Origin of the sequence: Streptomyces sp. ME02-8801-2C (assembly GCF_033793965.1) — a bacterium.
GTDB lineage: Bacteria > Actinomycetota > Actinomycetes > Streptomycetales > Streptomycetaceae > Streptomyces.
This window is the reverse complement of record NZ_JARAXP010000003.1, coordinates 835135-849588: the sequence shown is the minus strand read 5'-3', so window position 1 is coordinate 849588 and position 14454 is coordinate 835135. Positions and strand designations below refer to the sequence as shown.

The 14454-nt window shown below is 68.7% G+C and carries 9 protein-coding genes; 3 read left to right on the top strand and 6 right to left on the bottom strand.

Translation table 11 applies throughout. From position 1 onward, the window contains the following. Window positions 1-82: 82 nt before the first annotated feature. The 4 genes from PV396_RS12700 to PV396_RS12685 all read right to left on the bottom strand — a co-directional run bounded on the left by PV396_RS12700 (window position 83) and on the right by PV396_RS12685 (window position 5517). On the bottom strand, window positions 83-2128 hold the full coding sequence (locus PV396_RS12700; protein WP_319203760.1) for a beta-galactosidase: 2046 nt from the start codon (window positions 2126-2128) through the stop codon (window positions 83-85). A gap of 84 nt (window positions 2129-2212) precedes the next feature. Then, window positions 2213-3553, bottom strand: a complete 1341-nt coding sequence (locus PV396_RS12695) for a sugar ABC transporter substrate-binding protein (protein ID WP_319203758.1) — start codon at window positions 3551-3553, stop codon at window positions 2213-2215. An 86-nt stretch (window positions 3554-3639) separates the two neighbouring features. Then, window positions 3640-4587, bottom strand: coding sequence for a carbohydrate ABC transporter permease (locus PV396_RS12690; protein WP_319203755.1), 948 nt, complete (start codon window positions 4585-4587; stop codon window positions 3640-3642). A gap of 3 nt (window positions 4588-4590) precedes the next feature. Further along, window positions 4591-5517: a sugar ABC transporter permease gene (locus PV396_RS12685; RefSeq protein WP_319203753.1), complete on the bottom strand. Its 927-nt coding sequence runs from the start codon at window positions 5515-5517 to the stop codon at window positions 4591-4593. Window positions 5518-5726: 209 nt separating this feature from the next. Between PV396_RS12685 and PV396_RS12680 the strand changes: the two genes are divergently transcribed. The 3 genes from PV396_RS12680 (at window position 5727) to PV396_RS12670 (ending at window position 9608) form a co-directional block, all read left to right on the top strand. Continuing rightward, the gene (locus PV396_RS12680; protein ID WP_416071386.1) at window positions 5727-6806 is read left to right on the top strand and encodes a LacI family DNA-binding transcriptional regulator; all 1080 of its coding nucleotides are present in this window, start codon (window positions 5727-5729) and stop codon (window positions 6804-6806) included. A 754-nt stretch (window positions 6807-7560) separates the two neighbouring features. Next, complete coding sequence (locus PV396_RS12675; RefSeq protein ID WP_319203751.1) at window positions 7561-8319, top strand: IclR family transcriptional regulator; 759 nt, start codon at window positions 7561-7563, stop codon at window positions 8317-8319. Window positions 8320-8426: 107 nt separating this feature from the next. Further along, the gene (locus tag PV396_RS12670) at window positions 8427-9608 is read left to right on the top strand and encodes a PP2C family protein-serine/threonine phosphatase (RefSeq protein ID WP_319203749.1); all 1182 of its coding nucleotides are present in this window, start codon (window positions 8427-8429) and stop codon (window positions 9606-9608) included. Here the strand turns inward: PV396_RS12670 and PV396_RS12665 are convergent. Further along, window positions 9580-11082: a family 43 glycosylhydrolase gene (locus PV396_RS12665; RefSeq protein WP_319203746.1), complete on the bottom strand. Its 1503-nt coding sequence runs from the start codon at window positions 11080-11082 to the stop codon at window positions 9580-9582. The genes PV396_RS12670 and PV396_RS12665 overlap by 29 nt on opposite strands. A 14-nt stretch (window positions 11083-11096) precedes the next feature. Then, the gene (locus tag PV396_RS12660) at window positions 11097-14396 is read right to left on the bottom strand and encodes a discoidin domain-containing protein (protein ID WP_319203744.1); all 3300 of its coding nucleotides are present in this window, start codon (window positions 14394-14396) and stop codon (window positions 11097-11099) included. Between the last annotated feature and the right edge of the window lie 58 nt (window positions 14397-14454).

The window sequence follows — 14454 nt, the reverse complement described above, 5'->3', positions numbered from 1 at the left end:
GTGCGCACGGACGGGGCACGACGGTGTGCCCCTTGGATCAGGGGAGTTCAGGGGGTGGTACAGGGGTGGTGCGGGGTGCCGGTCAGAGGGCGGGCCGGCGCAGTACGGCGACCTCCCTCGGCGCGAGGACGAGAACACCGTCGGCGTCGGAACCGCCGGAGAGGCGCTCTCCGTCGAGGCCCGGCAGCGGCACCTCCTCCTCGCTCCGGTTCACCAGGAACAGGAACCGGCTTCCGCCGCCCTGCCGTACGGTCAACTCGACGCGCCCACGGGCGGGTTCGGGCAGCTCGCTGTCGACCCCGGCCGGCGCGAGCAGCCCCGGCAGCAGCGCCGCGAGACCGTCGGCGCCGAGGCGCGTGGAGACGTACGACGCCGAACCGGTGCCCGTCGTACGGCGGGTGACCGCCGGGCGGCCCGCGTACGCGCCGGAGCGGTAGTGGGCGAGGACCTCGACCTCGGGGTCGGTCACGTCGATCCGGTCGGTCCACACCGTGCCCGTACCGCCGCCGTCCACCTCGACGGAGTCGCCCTCGAGCAGCGGGCCGAACTCCTCGACGCGGATGCCGAGGACGTCACGCAGGGCGCCCGGGTAGCCGCCGAGCCAGATGTGGTCGTTCTCGTCGACGACACCGGAGAAGTACGTCGTGATCAGGTGGCCGCCGGTCTCCGCGTACCGGGTCAGCTCCTTGGCGAGGGTCGCCGGGACCATGTGCAGGACCGGGGTGATCAGCACGTCGTAGCGGCTGAACTCGGTGCGCGTGGTGACGACGTCGGCGCGGATGCCGAGGGCGAGGAGCGCCGAGTACCAGTTCAGCCCCTCCTGGCGGTAGTCGAGCAGGGCGGTGGGGTGCGAGTCCTGCTCGCTGGCCCACCAGGAGTCCCAGTCGAACACGATGCCGACGCGGGCCGGTTCGCGCTCGGAGCCCGTGATCGGCGCCAGGTCCTTGAGGGTCTGGCCGAGGGCGGCCACCGCGCGGAAGACCTCGCTGTCGGCGCCGGCGTGCGGCACCATCGCGGAGTGGTACTTCTCGGCGCCTGCCGCCGACTGACGCCACTGGAAGAAGCAGACGGCGTCCGCGCCGTGCGCGACGTGCAGCAGCGAGTCGCGGGCCAGTTCACCCGGCCGCTTCGCCACGTTGACGTGCTGCCAGTTGACCGCGCTGGTGGAGTGCTCCATCAGGAACCACGGACGGCCGCCCGCGATACCGCTGGTCAGGTTGGCGGAGAAGGACAGCTCGTCGCGGTCCTGCGGGCCGGGGTGGACGTAGTGGTCGTTGGAGACGAAGTCGATCTCGCCGGCCCAGTCGGGGTAGTTCATGCCCTTCGTGCCGCCCATCACCATGAAGTTGGTGGTGATCGGAACCTCGGGCGTGTACTCGCGCAGGATGTCCCGCTCCGCGACCAGGTAGTCCTTCAGCGCGTCCGAGGAGAACCGCTTGAAGTCCAGCTGCTGGGTCGGGTTCGGGTGCGAGCCGGCCAGCCGGGGCGGCAGGATCTGTGCCCAGTCGCTGTAGCGCTGCGACCAGAACGCCGTGCCCCAGGCGTGGTTGAGGGCGTCCAGGGTGGTGTAGCGGGCGCGCAGCCAGTCGCGGAAGGCGCGGGCCGCGTCGTCCGAGAAGTCGTAGATGTTGTGGCAGCCCAGCTCGTTGGAGATGTGCCAGGCCACCAGGGCCGGATGGTTGGCGTATCGTTCCGCCATCTTCCGGACCAGACCGAGCGCGTGGCTGCGGAAGACCGGTGAGGTGGGGCGCCAGTGCTGGCGCGCGCCCGGCCAGACCGTCTCGCCGGTGGAGGTCACCGGGAGGATCTCCGGGTGCGCGGTGGTGAGCCACGGCGGCGGGGACGCGGTCGCGGTGGCCAGGTCGACGCCGATCCCGCCCTCGTGGAGCAGGTCCATGACCTCGTCGAGCCAGCCGAAGTCCCAGGTGTCCGCGTCCGGCTGGATACGGGCCCAGGAGAAGATCCCCACCGAGACGATGTTGACACCGGCCTCGCGCATCAGCCGTACGTCCTCCTCCCACACCTCCCGAGGCCACTGCTCGGGGTTGTAGTCGGCGCCGTACGCGAGACGGGGCGCGGAGTCACCGTCCGGCCCGTACGGCAGACGGGACGGGGAGGCGGAGGTCATGGTGGTCCTTCCAGGTACGGGGGGTACGAGGAGCGGCCGGCGTTGACGCTGTCCGGCCGCTCCTCGGCTGTTACTGCCCAGCTGTTACTTCTCGATGGTGAAGCCCTGCTCCGTGCCGTACTTGACGGAGGCGTCCTGCCATGCCTTCAGACCGGCGGCCAGCTTCTCGCTGGAGACGTAGGCCTTGCCGACGGTGTCGTTGAAGATCGAGTTGGCGTACTGCTGGAAGGGCAGGTACGACCAGTCGCTGGCGACGTTGGCGGCGGAGTCGGCGAAGATCTTGTTCGCCTCCTGGCCACCGAAGTAGTCGAACTTCTTGCTCAGGAACGCCGGGTCCTGGAGCTGAGCGGTGGTCGCCGGGAAGGCGCCCTCGTCGACCCGGGTCTGCACACCGTCACCGGCGTTCGCGTACTCGACGAACGCGTAGGCGAGCTCCTTGTTCTTGCCGAGCGCGGGCAGGGTCAGCGAGCTGCCGCCGTTCTCCGCGCTCGCCTTGTCGCCCTTGGTCCAGGCCGGCATCGGGGCCGCACGCCACTGACCGGACGCGTTCGGGACACCGGTGACGAAGTTGGCGGGCATCCAGGCGCCGGTGGTCAGGGTGGCGATGGTGCCGTCGCCCAGGCCCTTGTACCAGTCGTCGGTCCAGCCGTTGATCGGCGAGACGAGCTTCTCGTCGATGAGCTTCTGCCAGGTGTCCGTGTACTTCTTGGCGCCCGCGTCGTCGAAGTTGATCGTCACCTTGGTGCCGTCGACCTTGTAGGGGCGCGAACCGGCCTGCCACAGCATGCTGGTGGTGAAGCCCGCGTCGCCGGCGTCGTTGGCGATGTAGACCTTCGGGTCGGCCTTGTGCAGCTTGCGCGCGGCCTCGACGTACTCGTCCCAGGTGGTCGGGACGGCGATCTTGAACTTGTCGAAGACCTTCTTGTTGTAGAACATCGCCATCGGGCCCGAGTCCATCGGCAGGCCGTAGACCTTGTCGCCGTCGTTCACGGCGTTCCACGGGCCGGGCGTGTACTTGGCCTTGAGCTTGTCGGCACCGTAGGGGGCCAGGTCGGTCAGGCCCTTGGTGAGGGAGTACTGGCTCAGCGCGAAGTACTCGACCTGCGCGACGTCCGGGACACCCTTCTTGGCCGCGATGGCGTTCGACAGGGCGGTGTAGTGCTTGTCGCCGGACCGGTCGGCCACCAGGTTGATCTTGACCTTGGGGTACTTCTTCTCGAAGTTGGCGGCGACCGACTTCAGCGTGGGCTCCCAGGCCCACACGTTGACCGTGCCGCCCTTCTTGAGAGCCGCCTGGATGTCCGCGGCGGAGACGGCCTTCTGGTCCGAGCTGTCGTCGTCGGAGCCACCGCAGGCGGTCGCGCCGAGGGCGAGGACGGAGAGCAGGGTTATGCCGCGCATCAGGCGGCCGGTGGTTCTACGCATCGAGATGCTTCCACTTCTTCGTGGGTGGGACTGGTGAGGGTTGACTGCGGTGAAGCCGAGGGGGGTTTGTGGGGCCTGAGGGCGTGTCACTCCTTGACACTTCCGGCGGCGAGGCCGGACTGCCAGTACTTCTGGAGCAGCAGGAACGCGGCGATCAGCGGGATGATGGTGAGCAGGGATCCGGTGATCACCAGGTTGAAGACGACGTCGCCGCCGATCGTCTGGGCCTGGGAGTTCCAGGCGTCCAGACCCAGGGTCAGGGGATACCAGTTCGGGTCCTTGAGCATGATCAGCGGCAGGAAGTAGTTGTTCCAGGTCGCGACCGTGGTGAACAGCAGGACGGTCACGGTGCCGGGGGCGAGCAGCGGCAGGGCGACCTGGAAGAAGGTGCGCACCTCGCCCGCTCCGTCGATACGGGCCGCCTCCATCAGTTCGGTGGGGATGGCCTCGGTCGCGAAGACCCACATCAGATACAGACCGAAGGGCGACACGAGCGAGGGGATGATCACCGCCCACGGGGTGTCCGTCAGGCCCATCTTGCTGAACATCAGGAAGGTGGGCACCGCCAGGGCCGTACCGGGGACGGCGACGGCACCGATGACCACGGCGAACACGGCGCGCTTCCCGGGGAAGGTGAACTTCGCCAGCGCGTAGCCGCCGAGGATCGCCAGCAGAGTGGCACCGCCGGCGCCGAGCACGACGTACAGCAGGGTGTTCAGCAGCCAGCGGACGAAGATGCCGTCGTGGTACGTGAACGTGTCGTGGATGTTGGACCAGAGGGCGAAGTCGTCGCTGAACCACATCCCGGACGAATTGGCCAGCCCGTCCTGGGTCTTGGTGGCACTGATGACCAGCCAGATCAGGGGTACGACCGTGTAGACCAGGATGAGCCCGGTGAGCACGGTCAGCAGGATGCTGCGCTTGGGGCGGCCGGGAGTGTGCTTACGGCCGGTGCGCAGCCGGGGCGCGCTCTTGGAACCGGCGGTGTCCGGCGCGGATGCGGACGGGGAGGTGGTGGTGACGGAGCTGCTCATGGTTCACGCTCCCTTGCGCATGCCGCGGAGCTGCACGACATAGGCGATGACCATGGTGATCAGCCCCATGATGATGGCGACCGCCGCGGAGTAGTTGTGCTGCTGGCCGTTGAAGGACAGCGAGTACGTGTAGAAGTTCGGGGTGAAGTCGGTCGTGATGGCGTTGCGCGCCAGGGGCCGCAGGATGGCCGGCTCGTTGAAGAGCTGGAAGCTGCCGATGATCGAGAAGATCGTCGCGATGACGAGGGCACCGCGGATCGCGGGGAGCTTGATGGCGGTGATGACGCGGAACTGACCGGCGCCGTCGATCTCCGCGGCCTCGTAGAGCGAGAGCGGGATGACCCGCAGCGCGGAGTAGAAGATCAGCATGTTGTAGCCGATGAACTCCCAGGTGACGATGTTGCCGATCGACGCCAGGACCAGACCGCTGGAGAGCGGGTCGGGCAGGGTCACGTCGAACGCGCTGTTGATGTCACCCACCAGCCCGTACTTGGTGCCGTACATGAAGCCCCACATCAGGGTGGCGACCACGGCGGGCACGGCGTACGGCAGGAAGATCGCGATGCGGAAGAAGTCCTTGCCGTAGAGGCGTCCGCTGTCCAGGGCCAGGGCGATCAGCAGGGCGATGCCCAGCATGATCGGCACCTGCACGGCCAGGAAGAGCGACACCCGGCCCAGGGAGTCCCAGAACTGGTCGTCCTTCAGGGCCTGGGTGTAGTTGTCCAGGCCGACGAAACTCGTGCCGCCGATCAGCTGGTCCCTGAAGAGGCTGAGGTAGATCGAGTATCCGATGGGTGCCAGGAAGACGAGGGCGAACACCGCCACGAACGGGCCTATGAACCCCCATCCCGTCCATGAGCGGCGGTCCCTCTTCGCCGCGGGCCGGGCCGGGGCGCGTTTGACGGCCACCGGCGGTTCTAGGGTTGTCATTGTCGTGCCTCGCTCGTCCGTCTCGAACCGGCGCTGGTCCGCCGCCGCCCCGATGTTTGCGTAAACATTCCTGCTCGCGGAAACCCCCACAAGAGGTCACGGGCTGTTATGTTTACGTAAACATCTGATGGCGGCATGTCTACACCGCTCCCCGGACGCAGGTCAAGGGTCGTCGGGCGCAATGGTGGACCGAGAGCGAGGATTGACGGGTGGACACAGCTGACGGCACCTCGGCGGATCCGGCGCGGGCGCGGGCGCGCACCAGGAAACGGGCCGCCCGTCGTACGCAGAGTGCGTCCATGGCGGACGTCGCCAGGGTCGCCGGAGTGTCCTCGCAGACCGTCTCCCGGGTGTCCAACGGCTTCCCGGGCGTCAACGAGGAGACCCGCCGGCAGGTCCTCGCGGCGATGAAGGAGCTGGGCTACCGGCCCAACAGCGCCGCCCGTGCCCTCAAACGCGGTGAGTTCCGCACCATCGGCGTCATCACCTTCGGCCTGTCCACCACGGGAAACGTCCGCACGCTGGAGGCGATCGCCACCTCGGCCGCGCACGAGGGGTACTCGGTCACCCTGCTGCCGGTCGCCGTGCCGACGCAGGACGAGGTGCGCGGCGCGTTCTCGCGGCTCGGTGAACTCGCCGTCGACGCCGTCATCGTCATCCTCGAGGTACACCTCCTCGACGACTCGACCCTCTCCATGCCCCCGCACGTCCAGGTGGTCGTCGCCGACTCCGACGCGGGCGACCGCTACACCGTGGTCGACACCGACCAGGCGGGCGGCACGCGGACCGCCGTACGGCATCTCCTGGACCTCGGGCATCGCACGGTCTGGCATCTGGCCGGCCCCGAGGGCTCGTACGCGGCGCAGCGCCGCACCGACGCCTGGCGCGCCGAACTCCTCGCGGCCGGACGGACCGCACCGCCCCTGGTGCGCGGCGACTGGTCGGCGGAGTCCGGCTACCACGCCGGTCTGCGGATCGCCGAACTGCCGGACTGCACGGCGGTGTTCGTGGCCAATGACCAGATGGCGCTGGGGTTGCTGCGGGCGCTGCACGAGAGCGGTCGCAGGGTGCCGGAGGACGTCAGCGTGATCGGCTTCGACGACATCCCGGAGGCGGGTTCGTTCCTGCCGCCGCTCACCACCGTCCACCAGGACTTCGCCGAGGTGGGGCGGCTGTGCGTGGAGGGCGTGCTGCGACAGATGAGACAGGACGCGACAGAACACGGCACGACGCTGGTACCGACAAGGCTGGTCGTGCGGCAGAGCACGGCGCCGCCGGGTACGCGGTAAGACGAGGGCCTGACCGGGTCCCGGCCGCGAGCCGGCTGGACGGGGTCCCAGGGCGGGGGGCCGAGCGGTCGGCGTGGGTGGACGGGGCGGAGGCCGGCGGCGCTGCTATGACGCTGGCCAGCGGCTATGGGCCACGGGCCAGCGGCCACGGGCCACGGGCCACCGGCGAGGGCGATGAGCCACCGCGGGCCACCGGCGAGGGCGATGGGCCGCCGTCGGCCACCGGCCGTCGGCCACGGCTCACCGCTGCCCCTTCTGCGCACGGTAGCGTCGGCCCGGTGGCGGGTCGGAACGCGCCGGAACCCGGGGTGTACCGGACCTCATTTGACATCCTCGCCTGCGTGAACGCAGGCGATTCCGGTCAGCACCTCCCCCAACTCTCGGCTTCGCTCGAGCCGGGGGGACCCCCATCGCGGTGCTCCCTTGGGTTCCTGCTTCATCGGCCCCTGCCACCCGAAGGTGGTCTGACAAGGTCTCCACAGGCTTGACTTCCCGCCAGTCCGGCGGTAGGTCCGCCAACTACGTTGTCGGACAGGGCGACTCTAGCAATGGCGCTGCGGCCCTCCGGGCCGCGATGGGCAGGATGCCCTTCACCTCCACCCTGAAGGGTGGAGCACTGGGCAAGTGTTCGGTAGCGCCCGCGCTCCGGGCCTCGCCCCGGATGCTCGGTGCCTTCCGGCGACCGGCGACACCCGGCTTCACGAGAGGCCCCTCACACCTTGCCCGCGCTGGGCGCCGGGCGCACGCTGGTCCTATGGCTGCGCATGACGGCCCCACGCTGATCACCTCCGTCCAGCGGGCCTTTCGCCTGCTGGAGGCGGTGAGCGCGCATGAGAACGGGGCGCCGGCGAAGCTGCTGGCCCGTGAGACGGGGCTGCCACTGGCCACCGCCTACCATCTGCTGCGGACCCTGGTCCACGACGGCTACCTGCGGAAACTGGACGACGGCGGGTTCATCCTGGGGGAGAAGCTGGGGTCGCTGCAGGTCGCGGGAGGCGGGCAGGCGCTGCTCAGCCGGGTCCGTCCCACGCTCGCCGCGCTGCGGGACGAGCTGGCGACCGCCGCCTACCTCACCTTCTACGAGGAGGGCGAGATCCGGGTCGCCGAGATCGTCGACGGCCCCCGGGCGCCCCGCGTCGACCTGTGGGTGGGCTTCGAGGACGCGGGCCACGCCACCGCGCTGGGCAAGACCGTACTGCGCGAGCTGGACGACACCTCCCGCGACGACTATCTCTCCCGCCACCACCTCAACGACCTCACCCCGAGAACGATCACCAGCCGACTGGAACTGCTCCGACGCATCGACTCCTCACCCGTGGCCCCGGCCGTCACGGACCTGGAGGAGTACTCCCTCGGCACGGTCTGTGTCGCCGTCCCCGTCTACCGGGGCGACACGATCGGCTCGCTCGGCGTCTCCCTGCCCGCGGACCGGCTCACCAGGCTGCCGGAGATCAGGGCGCGGCTGCTTCCGATCGCCGACCGGGTGACCAGGAGTCTTTCGCTCACTATCTGAAAATCCGCTTCTTGTAGCGGCCCCGGCTGATCGCGTTTCCTGGACACCTGGACGAAACCGGCATTTCGGGGTTCACCCCGGACACAGGTGAGGACTGCGGACAGAACATGAGTCAGGCCCGACAGCATGGTCGAGACCATCGACGGACACGAGTGTTCAGGAACCGTGTGTCCGTGCTGCCCGTACTGATCGTCGCCGCCGTGGTCCTGGGCGACCTCCTCGGCGGAGCGGGGACGAACTGGCTGCCCCTGCTCGTCGCCGGGCCGGCGCTGGCCGCCACCACCAACGGGCCGCGCGGTGTCCTCGGCGTGGGCCTCCTCGCCGGTGTGCTCGGCGCGGCGCTCGGCCGCTGGGACGGCATACCGGCCCCGGAACTGGCCGCCGTACTGTCCGCCCTGGTCGCCGTCACCCTGGCGAGCGGTCTGGCCAGCGCGCTGCGCGGACGCAGGGAGCGGGTGCTCGCCGCCGTCCGCTCGGTCGCGGAGACCGCCCAGCACGCACTGCTCAGCCCCGTCCCGGCGACGGTGGGCCCCTTCCAGGTGGCCGTCCGCTACAGCGCGGCGGCGGCCGAGGCCAGGATCGGCGGTGATCTGTACGCGCTGATACCCACGCCGTACGGGGTGAGACTGATCGTCGGCGATGTGCGCGGCAAGGGGCTGCCGGCAGTGGGGACCGCCGCACTGGTGCTCGGCGTCTTCCGGGAGGCCGCCTACGACGAACCCGATCTCCTCGCCGTCGTCGACCGGATCGAGCGCAGCCTCGCCCGCAACCTCGGCGCGGACGACTTCGTCACCGCCGTCGTCGCCGGATACCCGAGGACCGGGCAGCTCGAAGTGGTGAACTGCGGACACGCGCCTCCGCTGCTGGTGCGCGCCTCCGGCGCCCTCTCGGCCGTGGAGCCCGATCATCCGGCCCCGCCTCTCGGACTGCGCGCCATGACCGGCCACGCCCCCGACCTCCAGGTGCTGCCCTTCACCGACGGCGACCAGCTCCTGCTGTACACCGACGGAGTCACCGAGGCCCGCGACCGGGGCCGCGCCTTCTACCCGCTCCACGAAGGACTGGTCCGCCACGCCGGTGACGACCCCTCCCGTACCCTCGACGCGCTCCACGACGAACTCTTGGCACATGTGGGCGGTCGGCTCCACGACGACGCGGCGCTGCTCCTCATCCGCAAGCCGACGGTCCGGGAGGTCGTGGTTCCCGAACCGTCGGCCTGCGCACCGACCGGTACTGCGACTCCGGCCTCCGAGAAGGCCGTTACTCGCCCGAAGGCGCGGTCAGTGTGACGCCGAGCGCCACCGGCGTGCCGAAGTTCGGTGTGCCGTCGGCGTTCCAGGTGAACTTCTGCGCCCGGGTGGTGCGGTTCATGTCGCAGCCGCCGGAGGCGGAGTTGTTGGCGTGGTAGACGATCCAGTCCTCCGTGCCGTCGGGCGACTTGAAGAACCCGTTGTGGCCCGGCCCGTACACACCGTTGGCGTTGGACCGCTGGAACACCGGGTTCGGCGACTTGACCCAGGACGAGGAGTTGAGCGGGTCGCCGGTTCCGTTGTACGTCAGCATCCCCAGTTTGTAGTCGGGCGTGGAGCAGTGGCTGGCCGAGTAGACGATGAACGTCTTCCCGTTCCGCTGGAGCACCTCGGCGCCCTCGTTGACCGCGCCGCCGACCGTCTCCCAGCTCAGGGTCGGGGTGGACAGCACCCGGCGGGTGCCGCTCGCCGTCCACGGGTTGGACAACGGCCGGATGAACATGGGCTGCGAACCGTTGTAGAAGGTGCCCAGCAGATAGAGCTGACCGTTCAACTGGAGGATGCCCGGGTCGAGTTCCCAGGTGTTGTCCTGAGTCGGGTCGAGCAGGTCGGCCTTGAAGCTGTAGGGCCCCATGGGGTCCAGGCCCGCGCTCTCCAGCACATGGATGCGCTGGGTGCCGAGGTCGTACGGCTCGCGTCCGGCCGTGTAGTAGAAGTACCAGCGCTTGCCGTTCGGGCCGTCGAGCAGATGGAATTCGGGGGCCCACATCGTGCCGGCGCCGTTGGGCCGGGTCAGGTTGAAGATCACCTGGTCGGTGGCCGTGGCGAGCCCGGCGAGGGTGCTCGCCTTGCGCATGGTGACCGTCGAGTTCCAGGTGGTCGTGGCGAGGTAGTAGTAGCCGTCGTAGTACGTCAGCCAGGGGTCGGGCCCGTGCTGGGACAGCGGGTTGGTGAAGGTGTGCGTGCCCGTGCCGCCGCCGCTGGTGAAGCCGGGCAGCCGCCACACCCTGCCGTTCGCGGTGGCGCACGGGAGTTGGACGAGGTTGGTGTTCGACGCGGACGAACCGCCGCTGGGTGTCACGCACTTGCCCGAGCTGACGGACACCAGGTTGAACGTCCTGTCGGTGCCGGAGACCGTCACGGGAACGAGCCGCCACTGCTGGTTCGTTCCGCTGTGGCACGGCCACTGGATGATCGTGGCGTTGTCCGCCGTCGACGCCCCGTAGACGTCGACGCACTGCCCGGACTGGGTGGTGATCGTGTACGTGTCGGACGTCCCGGCGACCGGGGTGTAGCCGAAGTTCTGGTTTGCGCCGGAGCTACAGGTGAACGCGCGCAACTGCGCCGCGTTGGTCGTCGAACCGCCGGGCAGGTCCAGGCAGTTGCCGCCGTTCTGGTTCACGCCCGTCGAGGTGAACGTGACGGCGGCGGACGCGGGCGGCGTCGCCACCAGAAGGGCGACCACCATGGCGAGCACGGCGACGAGTACGGCCGTACATCTGGAACGGGTCACTTCAGCACATCCCTTCAGGGTCCGTATGCCTTGACTTCGAGGAGACCGACGGAACTGCTGCCCGTGCTGGTGAGCAGCACCCGTAGCCGGGTCGTGCTGGTGGCGGTGAAGGAGACGGAGTTGTACTGGTTCTTTGCGAGCGCGTACGTTCCGGCGCCCGGCACGTCGACATACGCGCTGCCGTTCCAGTACTGGAGCTTCCACGCGGAGGGCATGTCGATGCCCTGGTCGTCGTCGAAGAAGTACACGTCGGCCTTGTTGAGGGTCTTCGCGGCCGGCCAGGTCAGCTCGGCCCACTGCTGGCCCGTCTCCGGCCAGGTGCCCCAGCGCGGGTTCACCGTGTCGTTGGACGAGGGCGGATCGACGCCGTCGTTGAGCGCGGCGACGCTCTCCCAGGACGACGTGTACGACGCGGACGCCGTCGCGGAGGCCGCCTGGTTGGCCGGTGGTTGTGGTGGCTGGACGCCGCCCCGGTTGAACACCTTGACCTCGGTCAGGCCCGTCTTGGCGCCGGAGGCGTTGGTGGCCAGGACGCGGACGCGCTGGGCGGTGATCGCCGGGAACTGCACGAGGTTGTAGTTGGCGCGCGGCGCACTCGGGGTCTTGGTCTGACTCGGCGCGTTCACCCATGAACTGCCGTCGTAGTACTGGATGTTGTAGGCGGACGGGGCCCGGTACGTCGTACTCGCCGGGCGGCTGTCCTTGAAGTACAGGCGCACCTCGTTGAGGGTCCGCGCGGCACCGAAGTTCAGCTCGTACCAGTCCTGGCTGTTCGGGGAACCGCCGGCGCCCCAGAACGGCTCGTTGGTGGGGTAGCCGTCGATCGCGCCCGAGACCCCGCTGCCGGACCCGGTGTAGGAGGCCGAAGCGGTCGCCCCGGTGGCGATGTTGGTCAGGTCGGCGGTGAGGTCGACGCCCGCCTTGGCGAGCATGTCGACCATCCGGGGGCTGCTCTGGACGACCTGGTTGGGCGCCTGGAGTCCGGCGACCGCCGTGTGGAAGCCGACCGTGCCGCTCGTGGTGACGTCACCGGTGGCCGGGTCCCAGGTGAACGGCACCAGGGAGTTGACGGTCGCCGCCCGGTTGCCGTTGACGTAGATCGAGTAGCCCTCCGGGATGCCCGGGTAGCGCACCACACCGTCGGCCGGGTCGTCCCAGACGATCGACAGGTCCGCGTTGCGGTAGCGGAGGTTGTTGACGGTGAAGTGGCTCCAGCCGATGTTGATCGGCGACAGCTCGACCTTGGCGTCGTTGCGCGGCCGAAGACCCGCGACGTCCTCGACCACCGTCCAGTTGCTGCTGCCCAGGATGTTGTGGTGGATCCAGGACCGGTAGTTGATGGAGCTGCCGTTCCAGTCCGCCCAGAACTCGTTGGCGTCCGGCCACTGGGTGTTGCCGCCCACGTACTGCGCCCAGGTGTTCCAGTACAGGAGCTTCTTGTAGTCGGTGGCGTTCATCCACGAGTTGGGATAGTTGCGCAGCACCGAGGAGTAGAGCCGGAACTGCACGGTCGAGTTGATCGTGGAGAAGTTGTTGGAACCGGGCTCACCGGCGTCGGCCGCCGCTTTCTTGTCGACCTGGTTGGCCGTGTAGAAGGGGAAGATCGGGTACTGCGCCGGGTCGTCGAACAGCCGTAGGGCCTGCTTGTACGTCGCCGTGTTGGGGACGGCGCCGACCGAGAACGGGTAGTAGTTGTTGATCTCCTTCCAGGGCACCCACTCGTTCGTCGACTTCAACCGGTGCTCGAACAACTGCCGGTTCGGATTCCACAGCACGTTGACGATGGCGTCCTTGATCTGCGTCGCGAGCGTCCGCATCTCGTTCGCCTTCGCCGTGTTGCCGATCGCGTCGTAGGCCTGCGCGGCGGCCAGCGCGCCGCTGTACTGGTAGGCGGACTCGGCGCGGTCCATGTTGCCGGGCTTCCAGTGGAACGAGACCGCGTCGGCGTCGTTGCCGGTCAGCGCGCCCCAGTCGTACTCGATCAGTTTGTTGTTGTCGTGGTCGTAGTTGGCGAGCTGTCCCTTGACGTCGCCCTCCGCGTAGCGCGCCAGGTTCGCGGCGATGGCCGGCTGGCCGCCGTGGAGCTGATAGCTCTTCCAGGCCGCCTCGGCGATGTACTGCGTGTAGCTGTTGGACCAGTTCTCCGGGTCACCCGGATTGTCGAGGAAGCGCCCACCCTTGGAGGTCTGGCCGACGCTCAGCCAATCTCCGTATGCGTAGGCCGGGTTGCGCAGGTACTTCAGGTCGTCGATGTGCATCGGCTGGGTCAGCGCGATGGCGTTGTTGTAGCCGAGGACGCCCTCCGTCGACGTCGGGAACTGGAAGGTCTGCCCGGGGATGTCGGCGTCCAGGTTGTTGAAGCGCATCAGCCACCAGCGGTAGTAGATGCTCTTCTTGATCGCCGGTTCGGGCACGTCGATGTAGGGCACGTTCTGCGCCCACCACAGGTTGTAGGCCTTGACGTGCGTCGCGAAGGCGGTCGCGTTCGAGTAGCCCGCGTAGGCGTTGTACTCGGTGAGCGACTGGGGGATCTCGTCGGTGACGAAGCCCATCACCACCTTGGCGGTCACCGTGGCCCCGGCCGCGATCGTCACCGAGCGGTTGAGGCCCCCGCTGGTGACCGTGAAACCGTCGCCGGTGATGCGGGGGCGCAGGGTGGTCAGGTTGTTGTAGGCGCTCGCCTGGCCGGTGAGCTCGCTGCCGGAGCCCGTGGTGGCGTACGGCGAGGTCGCCCGCAGCTGCAGGGTGGTCGAGGCGCTGCCGTTGTTCTTGATCGACAGGTTGGTCACGGCCACGTTGTTCTCGGTGATGAACTTGGTCTGGTTGACCGTGACCGACCCGCTGGTGTGGACGCTGTTCCAGTGGCTGGGCATCTGCCGGCGCTGCGAGACCTGCTCGGTGAAGGTGCCCGGGCTGATCGCGACGCTGTAGGCGTTCTGGTCGTTGACGCTCTCCCAGTAGGCGACATGGCCGCCGAAACCGAGGACCCCCGGATCGTGGGTCTTCATGAACAGCCCCCGGCCCCGGCTCATCAGCCAGGGGCCGGCCGGGTCGTCGCCGGAACGGGTCAGCAGCCGGTCCATCCAGAAGTCGGTGCCGGAACTCTCCGCGTCGTAGATCGCCTTCATCATGTCGCCGGTGGTCTGGGCGACGGGCGGGGCCGGGACCGCGGGGCCGCTGAACGTGGGGAAGCCGATGGTCTGCGCGGCGGCCGCCGGGGGCGCGGTGAGGACGGTGGCGAGGGTGAGCAGCAGGGCGACGAGGAGATATCTCGTGCGCCGACGTCGTACCAGTAAGGCGTGCGGTCTTCTCATCGGAGGCTCCCTGTCCCGTTGCCTGACAGACGTGTGGTCGCGATGGCGCCGACGTTCA